General features: G+C 44.5%; 24 protein-coding genes and 1 other annotated feature. Of the genes, 20 read left to right on the forward strand and 4 right to left on the reverse strand.

Annotated elements, in window-relative coordinates:
- The first annotated feature begins 14 nt into the window (after positions 1 to 14).
- The gene (locus tag ACYQ5K_RS08435) at positions 15 to 656 is read left to right on the forward strand and encodes an endonuclease III domain-containing protein (protein WP_117557555.1); all 642 of its coding nucleotides are present in this window, start codon (positions 15 to 17) and stop codon (positions 654 to 656) included.
- A complete protein-coding gene (gene fliB, locus ACYQ5K_RS08440) occupies positions 657 to 1,793 on the forward strand; it encodes a flagellin lysine-N-methylase (RefSeq protein ID WP_173687971.1) in 1,137 nt (378 codons plus the stop codon). It begins immediately after the preceding gene.
- 248 nt (positions 1,794 to 2,041) lie between these two features.
- Here fliB and ACYQ5K_RS08445 read toward each other — a convergent pair whose 3' ends face one another.
- The gene (locus ACYQ5K_RS08445; RefSeq protein WP_118217412.1) at positions 2,042 to 3,490 is read right to left on the reverse strand and encodes a 4Fe-4S dicluster domain-containing protein; all 1,449 of its coding nucleotides are present in this window, start codon (positions 3,488 to 3,490) and stop codon (positions 2,042 to 2,044) included.
- Positions 3,491 to 3,708: 218 nt separating this feature from the next.
- Between ACYQ5K_RS08445 and ACYQ5K_RS08450 the strand changes: the two genes are divergently transcribed.
- The 4 genes from ACYQ5K_RS08450 to ACYQ5K_RS08465 all read left to right on the forward strand — a co-directional run bounded on the left by ACYQ5K_RS08450 (position 3,709) and on the right by ACYQ5K_RS08465 (position 7,842).
- Positions 3,709 to 4,593 (forward strand): YitT family protein, encoded by an 885-nt coding sequence (locus ACYQ5K_RS08450; RefSeq protein WP_173687970.1) that lies wholly within the window; start codon positions 3,709 to 3,711, stop codon positions 4,591 to 4,593.
- A 12-nt stretch (positions 4,594 to 4,605) separates the two neighbouring features.
- On the forward strand, positions 4,606 to 4,983 hold the full coding sequence (locus ACYQ5K_RS08455; RefSeq protein WP_173687969.1) for a DUF3783 domain-containing protein: 378 nt from the start codon (positions 4,606 to 4,608) through the stop codon (positions 4,981 to 4,983).
- 238 nt (positions 4,984 to 5,221) lie between these two features.
- Positions 5,222 to 7,012: an aminopeptidase P family N-terminal domain-containing protein gene (locus tag ACYQ5K_RS08460; protein ID WP_173687968.1), complete on the forward strand. Its 1,791-nt coding sequence runs from the start codon at positions 5,222 to 5,224 to the stop codon at positions 7,010 to 7,012.
- Complete coding sequence (locus ACYQ5K_RS08465; protein ID WP_173687967.1) at positions 6,982 to 7,842, forward strand: deoxyribonuclease IV; 861 nt, start codon at positions 6,982 to 6,984, stop codon at positions 7,840 to 7,842. Before ACYQ5K_RS08460 ends, ACYQ5K_RS08465 begins: the two co-directional genes overlap by 31 nt.
- A 200-nt stretch (positions 7,843 to 8,042) precedes the next feature.
- On the opposite strand, the gene ACYQ5K_RS08470 is transcribed toward ACYQ5K_RS08465, so the two are convergent.
- Positions 8,043 to 8,603, reverse strand: coding sequence for a hypothetical protein (locus tag ACYQ5K_RS08470; RefSeq protein WP_022220216.1), 561 nt, complete (start codon positions 8,601 to 8,603; stop codon positions 8,043 to 8,045).
- 224 nt (positions 8,604 to 8,827) lie between these two features.
- Here ACYQ5K_RS08470 and ACYQ5K_RS08475 point away from each other — a divergent pair, with 224 nt between their 5' ends.
- Positions 8,828 to 8,989: a hypothetical protein gene (locus ACYQ5K_RS08475; RefSeq protein ID WP_173687966.1), complete on the forward strand. Its 162-nt coding sequence runs from the start codon at positions 8,828 to 8,830 to the stop codon at positions 8,987 to 8,989.
- Positions 8,989 to 9,660, forward strand: coding sequence for an HAD family hydrolase (locus tag ACYQ5K_RS08480; protein ID WP_173687965.1), 672 nt, complete (start codon positions 8,989 to 8,991; stop codon positions 9,658 to 9,660). Before ACYQ5K_RS08475 ends, ACYQ5K_RS08480 begins: the two co-directional genes overlap by 1 nt.
- Here ACYQ5K_RS08480 and ACYQ5K_RS08485 read toward each other — a convergent pair.
- Together ACYQ5K_RS08485 and ACYQ5K_RS08490 are read right to left on the reverse strand one after the other, a co-directional pair.
- Complete coding sequence (locus ACYQ5K_RS08485; RefSeq protein ID WP_173687964.1) at positions 9,620 to 9,955, reverse strand: hypothetical protein; 336 nt, start codon at positions 9,953 to 9,955, stop codon at positions 9,620 to 9,622. The genes ACYQ5K_RS08480 and ACYQ5K_RS08485 overlap by 41 nt on opposite strands.
- A gap of 18 nt (positions 9,956 to 9,973) precedes the next feature.
- On the reverse strand, positions 9,974 to 10,666 hold the full coding sequence (locus ACYQ5K_RS08490; protein ID WP_179963100.1) for an RluA family pseudouridine synthase: 693 nt from the start codon (positions 10,664 to 10,666) through the stop codon (positions 9,974 to 9,976).
- Positions 10,667 to 10,784: 118 nt separating this feature from the next.
- Positions 10,785 to 10,986: a binding site (T-box leader), on the forward strand.
- A gap of 90 nt (positions 10,987 to 11,076) precedes the next feature.
- Here ACYQ5K_RS08490 and proS point away from each other — a divergent pair.
- From proS to ftsH, 12 genes are all read left to right on the forward strand, one after another.
- Positions 11,077 to 12,522 carry a proline--tRNA ligase gene (proS, locus tag ACYQ5K_RS08495; RefSeq protein WP_173687963.1) on the forward strand — a complete coding sequence of 482 codons (1,446 nt, stop codon included), beginning with the start codon at positions 11,077 to 11,079 and terminating at the stop codon, positions 12,520 to 12,522.
- Positions 12,523 to 12,534: 12 nt separating this feature from the next.
- Positions 12,535 to 13,863, forward strand: a complete 1,329-nt coding sequence (locus ACYQ5K_RS08500) for a CCA tRNA nucleotidyltransferase (protein WP_173687962.1) — start codon at positions 12,535 to 12,537, stop codon at positions 13,861 to 13,863.
- Positions 13,864 to 13,940: 77 nt separating this feature from the next.
- A complete protein-coding gene (locus ACYQ5K_RS08505) occupies positions 13,941 to 14,936 on the forward strand; it encodes a CotS family spore coat protein (protein WP_173687961.1) in 996 nt (331 codons plus the stop codon).
- 172 nt (positions 14,937 to 15,108) lie between these two features.
- Positions 15,109 to 15,384, forward strand: a complete 276-nt coding sequence (locus ACYQ5K_RS08510) for an HU family DNA-binding protein (RefSeq protein WP_117557536.1) — start codon at positions 15,109 to 15,111, stop codon at positions 15,382 to 15,384.
- Positions 15,385 to 15,462: 78 nt separating this feature from the next.
- Complete coding sequence (locus tag ACYQ5K_RS08515) at positions 15,463 to 15,702, forward strand: RNA-binding S4 domain-containing protein (RefSeq protein ID WP_022220222.1); 240 nt, start codon at positions 15,463 to 15,465, stop codon at positions 15,700 to 15,702.
- 121 nt (positions 15,703 to 15,823) lie between these two features.
- The gene (gene yabP, locus ACYQ5K_RS08520; protein ID WP_008370015.1) at positions 15,824 to 16,114 is read left to right on the forward strand and encodes a sporulation protein YabP; all 291 of its coding nucleotides are present in this window, start codon (positions 15,824 to 15,826) and stop codon (positions 16,112 to 16,114) included.
- A gap of 10 nt (positions 16,115 to 16,124) precedes the next feature.
- Positions 16,125 to 16,469, forward strand: coding sequence for a spore cortex biosynthesis protein YabQ (gene yabQ / locus ACYQ5K_RS08525; protein ID WP_173687960.1), 345 nt, complete (start codon positions 16,125 to 16,127; stop codon positions 16,467 to 16,469).
- Between the two features lie 84 nt (positions 16,470 to 16,553).
- The gene (locus tag ACYQ5K_RS08530) at positions 16,554 to 16,877 is read left to right on the forward strand and encodes an FtsB family cell division protein (RefSeq protein WP_008370019.1); all 324 of its coding nucleotides are present in this window, start codon (positions 16,554 to 16,556) and stop codon (positions 16,875 to 16,877) included.
- Positions 16,878 to 16,949: 72 nt separating this feature from the next.
- Positions 16,950 to 18,368: a SpoIIE family protein phosphatase gene (locus ACYQ5K_RS08535; RefSeq protein ID WP_173687959.1), complete on the forward strand. Its 1,419-nt coding sequence runs from the start codon at positions 16,950 to 16,952 to the stop codon at positions 18,366 to 18,368.
- Positions 18,369 to 18,387: 19 nt separating this feature from the next.
- Positions 18,388 to 19,836 (forward strand): tRNA lysidine(34) synthetase TilS, encoded by a 1,449-nt coding sequence (gene tilS / locus ACYQ5K_RS08540; protein ID WP_173687958.1) that lies wholly within the window; start codon positions 18,388 to 18,390, stop codon positions 19,834 to 19,836.
- Complete coding sequence (hpt, locus tag ACYQ5K_RS08545; protein WP_117557526.1) at positions 19,781 to 20,302, forward strand: hypoxanthine phosphoribosyltransferase; 522 nt, start codon at positions 19,781 to 19,783, stop codon at positions 20,300 to 20,302. Before tilS ends, hpt begins: the two co-directional genes overlap by 56 nt.
- A gap of 19 nt (positions 20,303 to 20,321) precedes the next feature.
- Positions 20,322 to 22,139: an ATP-dependent zinc metalloprotease FtsH gene (gene ftsH, locus ACYQ5K_RS08550; protein WP_173687957.1), complete on the forward strand. Its 1,818-nt coding sequence runs from the start codon at positions 20,322 to 20,324 to the stop codon at positions 22,137 to 22,139.
- The last annotated feature ends 2 nt before the right edge of the window (positions 22,140 to 22,141 follow it).

Genomic DNA, 22,141 nt, shown 5'->3' on the forward strand with positions numbered 1-22,141 from the left:
GAAGGATAAAAAAGATGACAAAGAAACAGAGAACACTGGAAGTAATAGAACGCTTGAGAAAGGAATATCCGGATGCAGACTGTACCCTGGATTATGATCAGGCATGGAAGCTTCTGGTCAGTGTGCGTCTTGCGGCGCAGTGTACCGATGCACGGGTAAATGTAGTTGTAGAAGGCTTATTTGCAAAATATCCGACAGTAGAGGCTCTTGCAGAAGCAGATGTCAATGATATTGAGGAAATCGTCCGTCCTTGCGGGCTTGGGAAAAGTAAGGCACGGGATATCAGTGCCTGTATGAAGATGCTCCGGGATGAATATGGCGGTAAGATTCCGAAGGATTTTAATGCGATCTTAAAGCTGCCCGGTGTTGGGAGAAAGAGCGCGAACCTGATCATGGGAGATGTATTTGGAGAGCCTGCGATCGTTACAGATACGCATTGTATTCGTCTGGTAAATCGCATTGGACTGGTAGACGGGATTAAGGATCCGAAGAAAGTAGAGATGGAACTCTGGAAGCTGGTTCCGCCGGAGGAAGGAAGTGACTTCTGTCACAGACTGGTGTACCACGGAAGAGAAGTCTGTACGGCAAGGACGAAGCCGCACTGCGACAGATGCTGTCTGGCGGATATCTGTAAGAAGGTAGGGGTAGAAAAATAAATGCAATATACAATTCCGGATTATTATAAAGAGTTCACCTGCATCGCAGACAAATGCGAGGATACCTGCTGTGCGGGATGGCAGATCGTTATTGACAAAAAATCATTGAACAAATATAAGCATGTAAAAGGGAAATTCCGTTTTACAATGTTGAAGTCTATAGATTGGATCCGTGGTATTTTCAGGCAGGATAAAGAAAAGCGATGTGCATTTTTAAATGACTGCAATCTGTGTGAGATGTATGCGAATCTCGGAGAGAAAAGTCTGTGTAAAACCTGTCGTCTGTACCCAAGACATGTCGAGGAGTTTGAGGATGTCCGGGAGATTACCCTGTCTGTATCCTGTCCGGAGGTGGCAAGGATCCTGATGGAGAAGAAGAAGCCGGTACGTTTTCTTACTTATGAAAAAGAAGGAGAAGAGGAATACGAGGAATTTGATCCGTTTCTGTATTCTATGCTTGTAGATGCGAGAGATGCAATGCTTGCAATCCTGCAGGACCGGGAGCATTCCTTAAAAGTAAGAGCCGGTCTGGTCCTTGGGATGGCACATGACCTGCAGGTCAGATTTAACCGGGAACAGTTATTTTCCTGCGAGGAAGTCATTGACCGTTATCAGACAAAGAGTGCCCGAAAGTTTGTACGGAAACTTTGGAAAGAGGAAAAGCTGTCTGTGCAGGAAAGATGGGAGATGGCGCATAAGATGTTCCGGGAACTTTATGAATTGGAACTTCTGCGCGAGGACTGGGATATGCTTTTGATGGAGAGCGAAGAACTTCTGTATGCGCAGGGAGCAGATGCGTATAAAGGAATCTCGTCTGACTTTAAGAAGTGGGTGAAGGAAGAGAGTGATATCCAGATCCAGGCAGAGCAGCTTCTGGTATATTTTATTTTCACTTATTTCTGCGGTGCGGTTTATGATGGAAGGATTTATGCGAAGGTGCAGATGGCGGTGATAAGTACCTACCATATTTATGAGCTGTGGAAAGCACGGTGGATTGAGAATGAAGGGACGCTTGCGCAGGAAGAGATTGTGGAGCTGGTGTACCGGTATTCGCGGGAGATTGAGCATTCGGATAAGAATCTGGAGCGGATGGAAAAGATGATGCTGCGGGATAGGCTGCCGTGGTATAAGGGATAATAAATAGATGCGTGGTGTGTATAATTAAAATAAGGGGAGTTTTACTTTATAACTTATTTCAATGATAGAGCAAAACTCCCTTATTTTTGCCTTAATATGCAAGCGATTAGTATGTTTGCACAATTAATCTTTCCGGTTATTCATCATTTGAAAATGCCTGCACGATTTTTGATGCATTTGAATAAGAATTTTTTGTTAAAAAGGGCGTGTGAAAAATGATTTCTCATTTTTCACACGCCCTTTTAATTTTAGTCTCTATGCATAGAGAACTTATCCATATCATAATTCTTCAGGTTATCAAGAATTCCACGGTCATCAGCCTGAGAAATCAAGGCATCACGGTTCTTCTTGGAAGCCATCTGGTCATTGAATGAACTTGGACCGCCGACACATCCGCCGTCACATGCCATACCTTCGATGAAGTCTTCCGGAAGACGTCCAACCTTCATGAGAAGGAGGGCTTTCTTACATTCCTGAGAACCATTTGCACGACAGACTTTCGCATCGATGCAGTTGTCAGATTCTTTCAGACTTTCCAGAACAGCTGCTGTTACACCGCCGGAATTTGCAAAGCGTTTTCCGAAGGTAGAAGCGGTCTGGTTGTCATTCGGACAGGCCTCGAGCTCAACATCTTTTGCTTTCATGATCGCACGGATCTCGCTGTATGTAAGAACATAATCTGCATTTCCTTCAATCTGCTGATCGACAACTTCGGATTTCTTAGCAAGGCAAGGTCCGATAAATACAGTGATCGCTTCCGGATCCTGTGCTTTGATCATACGGGAAATTGCACACATCGGAGAAACAGTTGTTGAGATATTGTCAGCAAGCTGTGGGTAATGCAGGCGAACCATATTTACAAATGCAGGGCAGCAGGAGGTTACTTTTTTCTGTCCTTCTTTGTAAGCTTCAGCCCATTCTTCAGCTTCGTAAGCAGCAGTCATATCTCCACCGAGTCCTACATCGTAGAAATCTACGAATCCGAGCTCTTTCATTGCTTTGCGCCAGCTTTCCATGGTAATGTCAGCACCAAACTGACCTTCTGTGGCAGGAGCAGCCATTGCGTAGATGTGTTTGCCTTCTCTTAAAGCATTGATTACCGGAACAATAAATGTTTTGGAAGCAATTGCACCAAATGGACAGCTGTGGATACATTTACCGCAGCGGATACATTTGTTTTTGTCGATTACGGAAATGCCATGCTCGTCGTAAGTGATCGCATCAACCGGACAACTGAATTTACACGGACGTTTTAAATGTGCAATGGCATTGTACGGACAGGCTTTGGCGCACTGACCACATTCTTTACACTTGGATGCGTCAATGTGGGAACGGTAATGTCCCGGTTCAATTGCCCCAAACTTACAGGCATTGATACATGCCTTTCCAAGACAGTTCTGACAGTTCTCTGTTACTGTGTAGCTGGAGATCGGACAGTCTTCGCAGGCAGAAGAAATAACCTGGATGATATTGCCATCATCTTCCGGTCCCGGAGCTTTGCCTTCTGCGAGGCGGATTCTCTGGCGGATGATCTCACGCTCTTTGTAGATACAGCAGCGGAACTGCGGTGTCGGTCCCGGAATAAGCTTCAGCGGGAGGTGATCACGCTGTTCTTCAAGTTCACCTGCAAAAGCAAGCTTTGCTATTTCGAACAGTACGTCATGTTTGATTTTGATTACGTTTCCATCAGCATTCATAATTAACCCTCTCTTCTCTAAATTGTTAAAAAATTCACTCTTCCTTTATTATAATTGAAACTACTATAAATGGAAAGAAGATTTCATGTTTTTAATGAGAAACATAGCGTAGAAGTTTGTGGAGAAGTATGTTATGATGAACGTGCAATGTTGGGAAATATAGTGTGCCGCATATTTGGGGAAATAAGAGGCACCGGTATGAAAGAGAGGAAAGAAAATTGAAAGAGAAGAACAAAGCAAAAAACATATTGAAAGAGTATGCAACGATCACGGTAGGAATGTTTATTGTATCGGCATCAGTGTATTATCTGATGATGCCGAATTCCTTTGTTGTGGGAAGTATTTCGGGACTTGTCATGGTTCTGGCAAACTTTATTCCGCTGAAGGCTTCGACGATGACTATGATTTTAAATGTAGCACTTCTGATCATAGGAATTGTGTTTGTCGGAAAAGAATTCGGGGGTAAGACGGTCATTACCTCTTTAATGCTCCCGGTTTATCTGCGTATTTTTGAAACAGTGACACCAGATGTTCCGCCACTCACGGATGATATGTTTATCAATATGCTGTGCCATATTCTGGTGATCAGCATCGGACAGGCGATTTTGTTTAATGTCAATGCATCTTCTGGTGGGCTTGATGTTGTTGCAAAGGTTTTAAATAAATATTTGCATTTTGAAATCGGAAAGAGTCTTACGATCGCAGGATTTGTGACCGCTGCGACGTCTATCCTTGTCTACGACAGAAAGACACTGGTAGTGAGCCTTCTGGGAACCTATCTTTATGGGATTGTTCTGGATAATTTTGTTGACGGTTTCAGTATCCGTAAGAGGGTGTGTATCCTGTCAAAGAAATATCCGGAGATCCAGCAGTTTGTTGTACATGAGCTGCACAGAGGGGCGACTCTATATCCGGCAGCCGGAGGACTGGATAATCAGGAACAGACAGAAGTGGTTACAATTCTGGAAAAGAGTGAATATGCAAAGCTTCTTGCATTTATCCATGAGACAGATCAGAGTGCATTCGTTACGGTATCAACTGTCAGTGAGGTAATCGGGGAGTGGAATAAACATAAAAAGAACCGTTTGAGAAAAGCGGAGTAATCGAGGAAATTCATGAGAGAAACAGTATTATTATTTAATATAAAAGATAAGAAGCGTGCACAGGAGCTGCAGATGATCTGTATGTCACTCAGGATCCGGGTGCGGTTGATAAAAAAAGAAGAGTATTTTCAGCCGGTTGGTGTACTTGCCGGAATGAAAGAAGCGTCAGAGACAGACGGGATTTATGAGGGTGAAGAGCTGGCAGATGAGATGATGGTATTTGCCGGAGTGACAGGCAGCCATCTGGATCAGATTTTATTTATGATGCGAAAGAAAGGTATGAAAGGCATTGATTATAAAGCGGTTCTGACAGATACAAACAGTCAGTGGACTGTGCCGGAACTTTTTAAAGAGCTGGAAAAGGAGCATGCGGCGATGCATCAGCTTTAATTTCACAGAAAAAACACCATTTTCCCATAGACAGAACAAATTTTTCTAGTAAGCTAGTGTCCGTGAAAGTTTGCGAAAGGTGATGAAAGCTGTCTGTGACAGAAAATGCAGGCAGTAAAAAGGAGCTGGAACAGGCATGTTGGTTTTGCCGAAGTCAGCTCCTTTTCTTAGGTTGCTTTTCAAAAGTTTACGGGTTATAATGGTCAGAGAATGAAAACAATAAAGGAGGTTTTTTAAAATGTCTACAATACCGGAAAGACTTGAAAAATTGCGTGAAAAAATGCAGGAAAAGGGAATAGATATTTATATTATTCCAACTGCAGATTTTCATCAGAGCGAATATGTGGGGGAGCATTTTAAAGCAAGAGAGTATATTACCGGATTTACGGGATCTGCAGGAACAGCAGTGGTTTCAAAGACAGAAGCACGTCTGTGGACAGACGGAAGATACTTTATCCAGGCGGCAAAGCAGCTGGAGGGAACAACAGTAGAACTGATGAAGATGGGACAGCCGGGCGTTCCGAAGATTGGGGAATATTTGGAAACAGCTCTGGCAGAAGGCGAAAATGTTGGATTTGATGGACGTGTTGTTTCTGTAACAGAAGGAGAAGAATACGAGAAGATCGCATCTGAGAAGAACGGAAAGGTCGTTTATGCATATGATCTGATCGATGAAGTATGGGAAGACCGTCCGATTCTTTCAGAAGAGCCGGTATTTGAACTGGAACAGAAATACACAGGAGAGACTGTGGAGAGCAAGCTTGCACGAACACGTGCAGCAATGAAAGAAGCAGGTGCGACAGCACACGTTCTTACCACACTGGATGACATCTGCTGGACACTGAACATTCGTGGGAATGACGTGGAATATTTTCCGTTGGTTCTGACCTATGCAGTGATCAGAATGGACAAGGTGGATCTTTTTGTAAATGAGAAAAAATTAAGCGATGAGATCAAAGCACATCTTGCAGCAGACGGGGTTATTCTGCACCCATACAATGATATTTATGAGGACATCAAGAAGGTTGCAGCAGAAGAAGTCCTGATGGTAGATCCGGGAAGACTGAACTTTGCACTTTACAAGAACATTCCGGAGAATGTGAAGAAAGTGGAAGAGAGAAATCCGGCGATCTTATTCAAATGTGTAAAGAATCCGACAGAGGTTGAAAATATCCGTATCGCTGAGATCAAGGACAGCGTAGCTCATGTCAGATTTATGAAATGGCTGAAAGAAAATGTTGGCAAAGAGACGATCACAGAGATGAGTGCTTCTGACAAACTGGACGAGTTCCGTGCCGAGATGGGTGGATTTATCCGTCCAAGCTTCGGACCGATCTCCGCGTTCGGAGAGCACAGTGCGATCGTACATTATTCTTCTTCACCGGAGACCAATGTAGAGCTTCATGAGGGAACTTTCCTGATGACGGATACAGGAGCAGGATTCTACGAAGGATCTACTGATATCACCAGAACGTATGCATTTGGAGAAGTTTCACAGATCATGAAAGATCATTTTACACTGGTTGCGATCAGTAACCTGAACCTTGCAAGTCCGATCTTCAAGAAGGGTTGCTGCGGAATGAACTTTGATTATCTGGCAAGAAAGCCGTTCTGGGACAGAGGACTGGACTTCAATCACGGAACAGGACATGGGGTTGGATATCTTCTGAACATCCACGAGGGACCGGCAGGCTTCCGTTATACTTACAGAGCAGGTGAGTCTGATGCATTTCAGCCAGGTATGGTCATTACAGATGAACCGGGAATCTACATCGAAGGATCTCACGGTGTGCGTCTGGAAAATGAACTGCTTGTTTGTGAAGGCGAGAAGAATGAGTATGGAGAATTCCTGTATTTTGAACCGATTACTTATGTGCCGTTTGACCTGGATGCGATCAATCCGGATATCATGAATGCAGAAGATAAGGAACGTCTGAATACTTATCATGCAACTGTATATGACAAGGTATCTCCTTATCTGAATGATGAAGAGAAAGAATGGCTGAAGAAGTATACGAGAGCGATCTAATAAATATGGTAATAGGAACACATATGTCGATTGCGAAAGGGATTGTGAAGACTGCAGAGAACGTGGTGAAGATGCATGCGGATACGATGCAGATTTTCAGCAGGAATCCGCGGGGATCGAATTATAAGGATCCGACAGTGAAGGAAGCGGAGGAGTTTCAGAGGATCAGAAGAGAGGCCGGTTTTGGAGCGATTCTGGCGCATGCACCTTATACGATGAATCTGGCGAGTGCGAAGCCGGAGGTGTATGAATTTGCCTGTACGGTGATTCGGGAGGATGTGGCGCGGATGGACAGACTGGGGATCGAGAATCTGGTGTTTCATCCGGGAAGCCATACCGGAATTGGCGCAGAAGCAGGGATTCAGAATATCATTGCGGGGCTTGACCAGGCGATTACCGGGAAAGAGAATATTACGGTTCTGCTTGAGACAATGAGCGGAAAAGGGACAGAGATTGGCTGGAGATTTGAAGAGCTGAAAGCAATCCGCGATGGGGTATCCCATCCGGAGCGGATCGGAATCTGTCTGGATACCTGTCATGTGTTTGCAGCAGGATATGATATTGTAAATGATCTGGACGGGGTGCTGGAAGAGTTTGACAAAGTACTTGGACTTGAGCTTTTGAGAGCGATTCATTTAAATGACAGTATGATGCCATTTGGTTCAAGAAAAGACCGGCATGCGGTGATCGGCGGCGGAGAGATCGGGATGGAGGCACTTTTAAATGTCATGCGTCACCCGAAGTTAAAAGATCTGCCGTTTTATCTGGAAACGCCACTGGATGATGCGGGACATAAAGAAGAAATCGCAAGGCTTCGGGATCTTGCATAAGCGGTCAGACAGATGGAAAAGAGTTATTAAGGGCGGTATCTGCAGGCTATAGATTGATTGTACAGAGGATAAGTTTTATCACAGATACAGCTCGAGAAATCAAAACAGGAGGGTATGATTCAATATGAGTCATACCCTCCTGTTTTAAGAATATCTTCTTTTTGGCTGTAATGCGTATCGCAAAAGAACGGCGTATATACCTATGATTCCAGTGCATCCGGATCAGCAGAAAGATCGGCAGATGCGATCCGGCGGACCGGGTTGGACTTATCAATATCTTCTGCAAATTTCTGCGCTTTTAACAGCATTTCTGATATCTCTTCCTCTTCCTCAGGAACAAAGCATCTTGCACTTTCATCCGGAAACAGATGATTTTTTAATTTGAAAGCCATCAAAAAGGCTTCCAGTTCCTGATTGAGTGCATCTTTGTAAAATTCAAAATAAAAACGAATTTCAGTTTTCTCAAAATCGGTACATATGCATCCGCACTGGGTTCCGCGTGTACGGCTTGTCCGGCGGAAATATTCGGGATCTCCGGTCACCATGTAAAAAATCTGGACCAGAAGATTTTCCTCGATATCTGTCTCATATGTAAACCAGTGCTTGCTGAGCTTGTCTTTTTGTAATGCTTTTTCATCAATATCATACTTCTTCAGAAGCTTATGATACATTTTGATGGCGGCCTCTTTCTCGCCACCTTCTCCCCGTTCGGCAAGCGCTTTAATCTTCAGCAGTTTTGCTTCTAATTTGTTGTCATCCAATTTCTTAATCCCCTTATGAATATAACACTTTTTTACATACTGAATTATTATAGCACATTTGTTATATAATGGAAGTAGAAAAATGGAAGTTAGCTAAGAGTTTTTTATAGCGGTGAATGTTAAGATTTGTTTACATTTTCGGATGAACTGTTGTAATTTGCTGACAATATCGGTAAAATAAATTTATAGAAAAACAGTAATTGATAAGAAAAGGGGGATTTATTATGACAGAAGATTTGATCAAAAAATTAAAAGATGTCAAGCAGGCACTGGTCAGCAAAGATATGACCGGTGAAGAGTGGGAAGAACGTGATGAGATTCTGGAAAAACTGGAAGACGTGACCACGTATTTAAAAGATGCCCTCGGAAAGGGAATTGAATTCTGATGAAGGTAGAAGCACTGGTATTTGATATGGACGGACTGCTCCTTGATTCGGAACGTGTTGTGCAGAGATCCTGGAATTATGCAGGAGAGAAGCTCGGATACGGACGGATCGGGGAGCATATTTATCATACGCTTGGATTTAATGTGGTCCGCAGAGAGCAGTATTTTAAAAGTGTATATGGCGAAGATTTTCCGATGGACAAGTTCAATGAACTGACGCGGGAGAAGTATTACGGTATCTGTGACGAAGAAGGGATAGGCGTAAAAGAAGGGGCAGGAGAGCTGCTTATCTATGCGAAGGAACACGGATACAAGGTCGGACTTGCGACGTCATCCAGAGAGATCCATGCAAAGGCATCTCTTGAGAAAGTGGGGTTGTGGAAATATTTTGATGGCGGGGTTTTTGGTGATTCGGTGAAACATGCAAAGCCGGATCCGGAAATTTACCTCAAAGCGTGCGAGGCGATCGGAGCCGAGCCGATACATAGTATTGCGCTTGAAGATGCACCGGCAGGAATCCGCTCGGCTTCGGCTGCGGGCATGATCCCGGTGATGATCCCGGATCTTGCACAGCCGGATGAAGAAGAGAGAGGATTATGCCGGTATGTGTATCCTACACTTCTGGATGTGATTAAGCTGCTTGATCGTGAAAATGTCGAAGCTGGTCGGTAAGAGACTGGATATCAGCATCGGAAAGTGCTTCGACAAGAGCGGTCTGGTCCTGAAGGATTTTCGCCGGATTGTATGGAATGTCCAGGGCAAATTCACTGTAGGCACGCAGCTTCTGAAAATAAAGGGCTGTGTTTGCCTGTTCTTTTGCCTGGATGCACATTTCATACATGGCATGGCAGTCTGTAACGGCTTCGTCTGTGCATGGCTTGCAGATCCATTTTCCTATATAATAGTAATCAGTCCCGATTCGGTAGACGAATCCGGGATTTTTTTTGAATTCTTCTAATAAGTTCATTTTTTTGTATTCTCCATTCTAATCTGCTTTTGTTTCCAACTGTTCCCAGTTACATGGGACTTCAAATTCCATGCGTTTTCCGGTGGTCGGATGGCAGAAAGAAAGCCGGAAAGCCCGCAGTGCAATCGGGAAATATCCTCTTTTATTTACAAATTCCGGGTTATATTTGTTGTCACCCCAGAGTGGTGCGCCTGCACCTGCCATCTGGACACGGATCTGGTGATGGCGTCCGGTTCCGAGATGGATCTGAACAACGGATAAGCCAGTTACTTCGGAAGTTTCCAGTATTTCATACGAAAGGACAGCTTTTTTGGCACCGGGTGTATTTTTACTGCAGATGCGGGAGGTGTTGGTGCGGCCGTCCTTTACCAGATAATCAGTCAGAGTGCCGGAGTCCGGAAGGGATCCACATACTACAGCCTGGTAGTATTTTTCAAATCGATCGTTCTGTAACTGCTGGTTCAGATTTTTCGCAGCCGCAGGTGTGCGGGCAAAAACCAGGATGCCGGAAACCGGTTGATCCAGTCTGTGGATCACGGCAAGATAAGGTGGCTTATGTTCGGCATGATGTGAAGAATGGATGAACAGATAATTTTTCAGAATGCTCTCCATGTCCTGTGTACCGATCTTTTTTGTCTGCACGGGAACACCGGCAGGTTTGTGGCAGACCAGAATCTGGTCGTCTTCATATAGAATTTCAGGTGTTTGCAAAATAATTCCTCCCCATATGCGAAAATTTTGTTTCTTTGATTAAAACATAACGGAAAGGGCTTGTCAATTGGGTTGACAAATCCGAAAATCTCAATTAAACTCTATAGTAAATCGAAGAGATTTGACGATGAAGAGGACTAGTATATGATGAAAGTGGCACAGAGAGGCTTCCGGCTGGTGGGAGGAAGCTGCATGGAAATTATAGAACCGACCTTGGAGTTCCGCATGAAAAGTGTGGCGTATGCCTGGCGTTAACGGGTAATGAAGTGAATCGTAATACGATTAATTAGGGTGGTACCGCCGAATTTTCGGTCCCTTGTCAGGGGCATGAAGATTCGGCGGTTTTTGTGTTCCCCTGTTATGATAACCTTATTTATAAAATCAAAAATGAAGAGAAGGAGAACTTATCAATGGCTAAGGAAAAGAAATTTGTACAGGCGATTACCTCTCGTGATGAAGATTTCGCACAGTGGTATACCGACGTTGTAAGAGAAGCAAAGCTTTGTGATTATTCAAGTGTAAAAGGATGTCTGAACTATCTTCCGAACGGATATGCAATCTGGGAGAAGATCCAGGCAGACCTCGATAAGAGATTTAAAGAGACAGGTGTTGAAAATGTATACCTGCCAATGCTGATTCCGGAGAACCTTCTTCAGAAGGAAAGCGATCATATTGAAGGATTCGCACCGGAAGTAGCATGGGTAACAAAGGGTGGTCTTGAAACTCTTCAGGAACCAATGTGCATCCGTCCGACATCTGAGACACTGTTCTGCGACCTGTGGGCAAGAACCGTACAGTCTTACCGTGACCTTCCGAAGGTATGGAATCAGTGGTGCTCTGTACTTCGCTGGGAGAAGACAACCAGACCATTCCTCCGTTCCAGAGAATTCTTATGGCAGGAAGGACACACCATCCATGCAACTTATGAAGAAGCAGAACAGAGAACACTGACCATGCTTCGTGTCTATCAGGAACTGATTCGTGATTCCCTTGCAATCCCGTTCGTATCAGGACCGAAGACAGAGAGTGAGAAGTTCGCCGGTGCACAGGATACTTACACCGTAGAAGCGCTGATGCATGACGGAAAAGCACTTCAGTCTGCAACCAGCCATTTCTTTGGAAATGCGTTCCCGGATGCATTTGATATCAAATATCTGGATAAGAACAATGAACTTCACAGTGTATATGAGACTTCATGGGGACTTTCTACACGTATCATCGGAGCTCTGATCATGGTTCACGGTGATGACAGCGGACTTGTTCTTCCACCGAGAATCGCACCGGTTCAGACAAGAGTCATTCCGATCGCACAGCATAAGGAAGGCGTTCTTGAAAAAGCAAATGAACTGACCGATAAGCTGAAAAAAGCTGGCTACAGCGTGAAGATTGATGATTCTGAGAAGAGCCCGGGATGGAAATTCAGCGAACAGGAAATGCTTGGTATCCCGACACGTATCGAGATCGGACCAAAAGATATCGAACAGAACCAGGTTGTTGTTGTGCGTCGTGATACAAGAGAAAAGATCGTTGTTTCTTTAGATGAGATCGAGACAAAACTTGGCGAGATCCTTGAAACAATCCAGAAGGATATGTATGACCGCGCAAAAGCATTCCTTGACAGCCACATTGATTTTGCTGAAACCATGGATGAAATGAATGAAAAATTCAACACCAAACGTGGATTCATCAAAGCAAAATGGTGTGGAAGCGCAGAATGTGAAGATGAGATCAAGGCAGCAACAGGTGGAGCAACCACTCGCTGTATCTGCAAAGAGGATCAGGTAAAAGATGGAGATACCTGTATTTTCTGTGGCAAACAGGCTAAACACGTTGTTTATTTTGGAAAAGCATACTAGGAGCGAATGTATATGAAAATTCAGTTACCTGAAAAGGTGAATCGAATTATAACTACATTACAAAAACATGGCTTTGAGGCATATGCAGTCGGCGGCTGCGTCCGGGATTCTTTTCTCGGACGTGTGCCGGGTGACTGGGATATCACAACATCGGCAGCACCGGAAGAGACAAAGTCATTATTTGCCAGAACTTTTGACACCGGAATCGAGCATGGAACGATTACGGTGCTTTTAAATGGAGAAGGATTTGAAGTGACGACATACCGGATTGACGGGAAATACGAAGACAACCGGCATCCGAGTAAAGTGCAGTTTACCAGAAGCCTGTCAGAGGATCTGCTGCGCAGGGATTTTACGATCAATGCGATGGCGTACAATGAACAGGACGGACTGGTGGATCTGTTTCATGGGATGGAGGATCTGAAAAAAGGTGTGATCCGCTGTGTGGGAAATGCTGAGGCACGTTTTTCGGAGGATGCCCTGCGGATTTTGAGGGCGATCCGTTTTTCGGCACAGCTTGGATTTGAGATCGAGGAAGAGACCAGACAGGCGATCAGAAAACTTGCACCAAATCTTTCCTATATCAGTGCAGAACGTATCCAGACAGAGCTTGTAAAGCTTCTGGTTTCCGATCATCCGGAAAAGATCCGGGATGCATATGAGCTTGGAATCACAAAGGTGATCCTCCCGGAATTCGATGCAATGATGGAAACAACACAGGAAACTTTGCATCACTGTTATAATGTAGGTGAGCATACGATCCATGCGCTGATGAACATTCCGGCAGATAAAGTGCTGCGTCTTACAATGCTGTTTCACGATACGGGGAAACCGGCACGAAAGACGGTCGATCCGGACGGAACGGCACATTTTAAAGGGCATGCATACGTCAGTGAAGAACTCACAAGGTCGATCATGCATCGTTTGAAATTCGATAATGATACGCTGCGTAAGGTGTCAAAGCTGGTGCTGTATCATGATGACCGGATGCCTGCAACGATGAAGCATGTACGCCGTGCAATGAACCGGATCAGTGAGGAACTGTTCCCGTATTACATGAAGGTACGGATGGCTGATACGTTGGCGCAGAGTGATTATCAGCGTGATAAGAAGCTGGAAAACCTGGCTGGTATCGAGAAGTGCTACCAGGAGATTCTGAAGAAAAAGCAATGTGTTTCTTTAAAAGAACTGAAGGTAAACGGTCAGGATCTGATCGCGGCAGGTATTGAAAAAGGACCGAAAATTGGTCAGACACTCCAGACACTTTTACAGGAAGTGATCGAGGAACCGGAGAAAAATACACGGGAATATTTACTTGCCAGAATAAAAGAGCTGGAATAATCAAAAATCATGCATGACTTAAGTCTCCCCCTGCATACATTAGAAAGACCGGTAAAACAAAGCGGCAGGGGGAAGCCATGAAAGATTATGGAATCAGTGTATTGACACAATATCAGATGGAAGTATTCGGCACCCACAAAGTAAGGGGTGCTATTTTATGCGATACAGATAAGGGGCTGCTCCTCTTGAAGGAGACGCGCATGGAGGAGAGTCGGATCTGCGCGCTTGCAAAAATATATGAGCAGTTAAATGCGGATGGATTTGAGTGCGTGGATACGCCTCTGCTTAATAAAGAGGATGTTTATGTCAGTAAAGCCGAGGACGGAACAGGCTATATCTTAAAGAAATGGTTTCAGGGACGTGAGTGTGATGTCAGACGTGAAAATGAGTTGATCGCCGGTGCGGAAAATCTTGCCCGGATCCATCTGCGCATGCGTCTGGCCGGGGAAGAAAACGGATCTGCAGGAAGAGAAGAAAATCCGGTGATCAAGGAGTATGCAAGGCATAACAGAGAACTCAGAAAGGTTCGGGAATTTGTCTGCAGAAGAAGTGTGAAAAGCCCGTTTGAGATTGCATTTTTAAAGGGATATGACCAGATGTATTTCTGGGCAGACAGAGTGCTGGAAATACTGGAAAATATGGATCTGGACAGTGTTTTTAAAGAAGCGGAGGCAGAAAATCATATGGTCCACGGAGACTATAATTATCATAATCTTCTGGTCTGTCAGGAGGGCATGGCGGTGACGGGATTTGAACATGCACACCGGGATGTTCAGATGGAAGATCTGTATTATTTCCTGCGCAAATGTATGGAAAAGCATCATTATGATGAACGGCTTGGATATCGGATGATGAGAGCGTATGATTCGGTGAATAAGCTTGGAAAAAAAGAACGGGATTACCTTGCAATCCGTCTTGCTTATCCGGAAAAATTCTGGAAGATCACCAATTCTTATTACCACTCAGGAAAGGCATGGATCCCTGCAAAAAATGTCGAAAAACTTTCACTTTCTGTCGCACAGACAGAAGAAAAAAAGCGGTTTTTGCGGAATCTGTTTGCGTTTCAGATATAGCGTTCAGTTTTCTTAGATTTTAAGGGTTTAGACTTGACAAAGAAGGTAAAAACCTATATAACATATGTAGGGTAAGGGGCGTGTCAGACCGCATGGATACGCAGAATAAACCTAGCAAAAAGACAAAATGCCGGGGTGTTCCGGGAGTATATTTTACAGGAGGACGTAGGTCATGAACAAGACAGAATTAGTAGCTGCAGTTGCAGAACAGGCAGATATTTCAAAGAAAGATGCAGAAAAAGCATTAAAAGCATTTGTTGATGTTGTTACAGAAGAAATGAAAAAAGGTGAAAAAGTTCAGTTAGTAGGATTCGGAACTTTCGAAGTAAGCGAAAGAGCTGCAAGAGAAGGAAGAAATCCACAGACTGGAAAAACTATGAAGATCGAAGCTTGCAAGGCTCCGAAATTCAAAGCAGGAAAAGCTTTAAAAGATGCTGTTAATGCATAATTTGTAAAACATTTTTGAAAAATGGCGCAGTCTGAAAAGGGCTGCGCTTTATTCGTATTACGGGAAGGGAAAATCAAAATGAGACTTGATAAATTTTTAAAGGTGTCCCGCCTGATCAAACGGCGCACCGTTGCAAATGAAGCCTGTGATGCAGGAAGAGTCCTGATCAACGGGGCGGTGGCGAAGGCTTCCACGAAAGTAAAAAAAGGTGATATCATTGAGATCCAGTTTGGAACCAAGACTGTAAAGGCAGAGGTTCTGGATCTGCGAGATACGACTAAAAAAGAAGAGGCGGCAGATTTATTCCGTTATCTTTAATGCTCCGGAACATCAGAAAAGATGTGGTTTGAGATCATTCCGACAGCGGATCCGAGGCATATTTACCGGATGTTATTCATACAATAACTAGAAAGACAGTATAGGAAAGGTTGGGATTTGTATGGAAGAGAGACAGCTGGTAAAACCTCAGAATCACAGGCTGGTTATCAATAACCGGAAGACAGGTACAGTAACGGGAGTGCTGGACGTTCTTTCTTTTGATTTAAATGAGATTCTGCTTGAGACAGAGCAGGGAATGCTGATGGTAAAAGGTACGGACATGCATGTAAACCGGCTGAATCTTGAAAAAGGGGAGGTCGACCTGGCAGGCAATATTGACAATATTTCTTATTCGGATATCCATTCGGGAGCAAAAGCCGGAGAAAATCTGTTGTCAAAACTGTTTCGGTAGGAGGAGAAAAATGTCTGGTATCGGAACGGAGATCAGGGTTTTCTGCTATGCAATCCTGACCGGTGTCCTGATCGTGGCAGTCTATCTGTGGATCAGGGTTTTGCGCAGACTGGTTGCTCACAGATTGTGGCTGATCAATCTGGAGGATGCCTGTTACTGGGCAGGAATTTCTGTTTATACCTTTGTGCAGATCTATCATACGAGTGATGGTGTTCTGCGGTGGTATATCGGACTGGGGATTGCGCTCGGAGCAATCTGGATGGCGCTGCTTTCAGCTGTCTTTGTAAGAGCTTATAAGAAGATTTCTACACGAATTTGTGAAAAAAAAGTAAAAAGAGTTGATAAATCTGGTTAAAAACGGTACACTGTAGAAGAATAAATGGGTTTAGTAGTAAGAAGCTATACAAGATCAACTGATAGCGAAAGGTGAATAGATTAGATGGGAAGCTTAAAGAAGAACCGGAAAAAGCGTCCGGGGAGCGGGCTTCAGAAGCACAAAAGAAGTATTGTTGCGATTACCGCAGTTATTATATTATTATGCGGCATGGTTATTGTACATGGGATGGCGCTCAAAAAGAGCAATGATGCATATAAGGTGCAGGAAGAAGAACTGCAGACACAGATCGATGCGGAAAAAGAACGCTCAGAAGAAATTAATAAACTGAAAAAATATGTAGGAACAGATGAATACATCGAAGAAGTTGCCAGAGAGAAGCTGGGACTTGTAAAGGAGAATGAGATTCTGTTCCGCGCACAGCAGTAACGTAAGAAAAGCTTTGGGAAGAAAATATCCCGAAGCTTTTTTCGTTCATAGAAATTTAGAGGGTGGTGGCAAATGGAGGTTAAATACAGAGAGGAGCAAGTGATCACAAGTCCATATGTAACGCAGGCAGATAAGATGGCAGTATCGCTTCGGCATCTGGCAGACAGATTCCTGAAAATGGAGCCGAAAAAGCAGTGTTTTACACCCGACGAAATGACAGAAATGTATGATCGGATTACGGAAAAGGTGTGCAGAGGATGCAGCAGGAAATCAGAGTGTCTGGAGAGAAAGAAGGCAGAACACTGGCAGCTTTTTTATGATCTTTTGTGTACGATTGAAGGATATGGTGCAGAACTGAATAAAGAGATGAAACAGCATCTTCAGAGGGAGTGCATTCAGGCACCACGGTTTTTACGAGAATCACTGGAGACTTTCCAGGAGGCAAAAAGGATTCTGGTGTGGAATAATAAGATGGTACAGAGCCGTGAGGGATGTGCGGCACAGCTGGATTCTTTTGCGGACATGCTCTGCCATGTGACGAGAGATCTGGATGCGAGTATTTTTACGGATCCGCCGCTTGCAAAAAAGGTTGCACAGCATTTCAAAAAGGCAGGGATCCGGATGCTGAGTTCCGTTTTTTTTGTGGATGAGCATGGCAGATATGAGATTCATGTAACGGTAAAAAGTGAGAAGGGGAATTGTATCCCAACCAGAAAAGCGGCAGAGCTTTTATCAGTCTGTACTAAGAGAAGGATGTGCCCAGCTCAGAATGAGAGGCAGGTTCTGGGACAGGAGTATGAAACTATTGTATGTGTGGAAGGACCGGGATATTATGTGCTGCAGGGTGTGGCAAAAATGGGAAAAAACGGACAAAAGATATCTGGTGACAGCTTTCTTATGAAGACACTTCCGGGTGGAAAAGAGGCGGCAATTTTGTCGGACGGAATGGGATCTGGTGAGAGGGCGCTACAGGAAAGCGGGATGCTGGTAGAAATGCTGGAAGAGCTTCTTGGAGCAGGATTTCCTGTGGAAACTGCACTTTCCATGATCAATACAGCTCTTGTTATGGGACGGGAAGAGGTTCGCTTTTCTACAGTTGATATGAGTATTTTTGATCTCTATAATGGAAAATGTGAGTTTGTAAAAGCAGGAGCGGCAGAGACATTTTTGCGAACTAAAGAAGGGATGGAGCATATCCGTTCGGAAAGTCTTCCGCTGGGTGTGATCCAGAGACAGCAAAGCGAAAAGGAAACCAGACAGTTGGAATCCGGAGATGTGGTGGTCATGGTATCGGACGGGATCCTGGATGCGCTTCCGGCAGGAGAGCAGGAGCATTTGCTGGATCTGATGATTGGGGGAAGTCCGCTGGAGAATCCGGAGGAACTGGCGAATTATATTCTGGATAAGGTGCTGGAGCTGGCGGCCGGAAAAGCAGGAGATGATATGACAGTCCTTGTAGCGGGAATCTGGAAGATGTGTTACAGTAGATAAAAGATGAGAGGAATTTACCATGTTAGAAAAAGTAGAGAACTATATCAGGCAGTGGAAGATGCTTGAAAAAGGAGATAAAGTTGTTGTTGGCCTTTCCGGAGGGGCAGATTCTGTATGCCTTTTTCTGATACTGGAAGAGCTGCGAAAAAAGATCGGATTTGAGATCCTTGCGGTACACGTGAATCACGGGATCCGTGGGGAAGAGGCAAAAGCTGATGAAGAATTTGTAAAGACACTGTGTGAGAAAAAAGAAATCCCATGCAGAAGTGTATCGGTGGATATTCCGAAAATGGCAGTGGAATACAGGATGTCAGAAGAAGAGGCGGGAAGGACTGCACGAAGGAAAATATTTGAGCAGGCAGCGGAAGAATGGGGAGGAACCAGAATCGCACTGGCACATCATCAGGATGACAATGCAGAGACATTTTTCCTGCATCTTGCCCGCGGCAGCGGACTTCGGGGGCTCGGCGGTATATATCCGGTAAACGGGATGTATATACGGCCGCTTCTTTGCGTGGGGAGAAAAGAGATCGAGGATTATCTGAAGGGACGGGAGATGCCTTACTGCATTGATGCGACAAATATGGAAGATGCATATATGCGAAACCGCATCCGTAACCATGTGATTCCGTATTTTAAAGAAAATATCAATGAAAAAACTGTGGAGCATATGAACCGGTCTATGGATCAGCTCAGGGAGATCTGGGATTATATGGAACGGCAGACGGAAAGTGCATATCAGATATGTACTGCCCGAAATGGAGAAAAGATCTGCATCCATGCAGAGGCATATCACAGACAGGAACGGCTGATCCGGAAAATGATTCTCCGGAAAGCATTGGCACTGGTGGCAGGACATGAAAAAGATCTGGAGCAGGTTCATATAGAAAAACTGGAGGGATTGTTTGAAAAGCAGGTAGGAAAAAGACTGGATCTTCCTTATGAGGTCTGCGCATGCAGAACCTATGAAGGGATTGAACTGAAGCGGAAAAAGAAGAGTCCGGAATTGGCAGAAGAAGAGAAAACTCTGGATCTGCAGCAGGTTTCGGGAAAGATAACTTACGGGAAATGGGAAATTTCTTACCGTATTTTTGGAAAAGAAGAATGCAGATGCCAGATCCCGAAAAAAACGTACACGAAATGGTTTGATTATGGTATAATAAAACAGAGTGTCGCTGTACGCACCAGAAGGGCTGGCGATTTTATTGTAATTGATGAAAGCGGAGGAAGGCAGAAGCTGAAATCCTATTTTATCAATAAAAAAATACCAGCGGCAGAACGTGCCGGAATTCCTCTGATCGCAGAGGGAAACGAGATTTTATGGATTGTGGGCTGCCGGCAGAGCAAGGCATACCAGGTGACAGAGCAGACAACAAAAATATTAGAAATTACGATAAATGGAGGTACTTTAAATGGCCGAGAAAGTGAAAATGTTAATTCCGGAAGAAGAAGTAAATGCCAGAATTGAAGAACTTGGGAAAAAGATCAGTGAAGAATATGCGGGAAAGCAGGTTCATCTGATCTGTGTTTTAAAGGGTGGAGTGTTTTTTATGTGTGAACTGGCAAAAAGGATTACGGTGCCGGTAACAATGGACTTTATGAGTGTCAGCAGCTATGGTGACGGAACCCAGTCCAGTGGAATTGTTAAGATCGCAAAAGATCTGGATGAGTCTCTGGAAGGAAAAGACGTAATTGTTGTTGAGGATATCGTAGATTCAGGACGTACTCTTTATTATCTGCTTGACATCCTTCGGAAGAGAGGACCGAAGAGCATGAAGCTTTGTACACTTCTTGACAAACCGGATCGTCGTGTGCGCGACGTACATGTAGATTATGTCGGATTTAATATTCCGGACGAATTTGTGGTAGGATTCGGTCTGGACTATGCACAAAAATATAGAAACTTACCGTACATCGGAATTGTAGAGATGTAACAGGTGGAAGGAGCAGGTTTTGAATAATAATAAGACAAGAGGAATCAGTGGACTTTCGATTCTGCTCTGTGTTCTAGTGCTGGCAGGTGTGTACTGGTTTATGAGCCAGTCGGGTGTGCAGCAGACAGCATACACGTATCAGGATTTTCAGAAAGATCTGAAAAAAGAGAAGGTAGAAAGTGTAGAGATCAAGCAGAACAAAGTCGCACCGACCGGGACACTGAAGATCCGGCTGAAGAATGATGACATCGAACAGCTTCATGTATCCGATGTGAACAGTGCAGAGGATCTGCTTGAATCTTATGACATTTCCTACAGTGTGGACAATGTCCCGCAGGACAGCTGGATGTCAACAACACTGGTTCCGATCATATTGATGGCAGGCATCATGGTATTTGTTGTGATGATGATGAATCGTCAGGGCGGATCAAATGCAAAAGCGATGAATTTCGGAAAGAGCAGAGCGAAGATGAGCACGCAGGAAGAAAACCATGTGACGTTTGCACAGGTTGCCGGACTGCAGGAAGAAAAGGAAGAGCTTGCAGAGATCGTGGATTTCCTCAAGAGCCCTGGAAAATATACGCAGGTAGGAGCCAGAATCCCGAAAGGTGTCCTTCTTGAAGGACCTCCGGGAACAGGTAAGACACTTCTTGCAAGAGCAATTGCGGGAGAAGCAGGTGTCCCGTTCTTTACCATTTCAGGTTCTGATTTTGTGGAGATGTTTGTCGGTGTCGGAGCATCCCGTGTAAGAGATCTTTTCGAGGATGCCAAGAAAAATGCACCTTGTATTATTTTTATCGATGAGATCGATGCCGTGGCAAGACGTCGTGGAACCGGTATGGGCGGCGGACATGATGAGAGAGAGCAGACGCTGAACCAGCTCCTCGTAGAGATGGATGGTTTTGGCGCGAACGAAGGAATCATCGTGCTTGCAGCAACCAACCGTGTCGATATTCTTGATCCGGCGATCTTAAGACCGGGACGTTTTGACCGTAAAGTCATGGTCGGCAGACCGGATGTGAAGGGACGTCTGGAAATCCTTCAGGTTCATGCCAAGGGCAAACCGCTCGGAGATGATGTGGATCTGGAACAGGTTGCGAGAACAACGGCAGGATTTACCGGAGCTGATCTGGAAAATCTTCTGAATGAGGCTGCGATCCTTGCAGCAAAGGATGGAAGAGTGTATCTGCAGCAGGATGATATCCGCAGAGCATTTGTAAAAGTCGGAATCGGTGCAGAGAAGAAGAGCCGTGTGATCTCGGATAAAGAGAAGAAGATCACTGCATTCCATGAAGCAGGACATGCCATCTTATTCCATGTACTTCCGGATGTAGGGCCGGTGTACAGCGTGTCGATCATTCCTACCGGTGTCGGGGCAGCCGGATATACGATGCCGCTTCCTGAAAAGGATGAGATGTTCAATACTAAAGGAAAGATGTTGCAGGATATTACCGTATCACTCGGTGGACGTGTGGCAGAAGAGCTGATCTTTGATGATATTACAACCGGGGCATCCCAGGATATCAAGCAGGCAACAGCATACGCCAAATCCATGGTAACGAAGTTCGGTATGTCGGAAGCACTTGGTCTTGTAAGCTATGGGGATGATAATGATGAAGTATTTATCGGAAGAGATTTTGGTCATACATCCAGAGGTTATGGTGAACAGGTTGCCACAACGATCGACAGTGAAGTGAAGCGGATCATTGATGAATGTTATGACCGTGCAAAGACTATTATTAAAGAGCACGAAGATGTTCTTTATAAATGCGCAGATCTGCTTCTTGAAAAAGAGAAGATTACAAGAGAAGAATTTGAAGCATTATTTGAAGAATAGAG

Source organism: Allocoprococcus similis, from assembly GCF_054660775.1.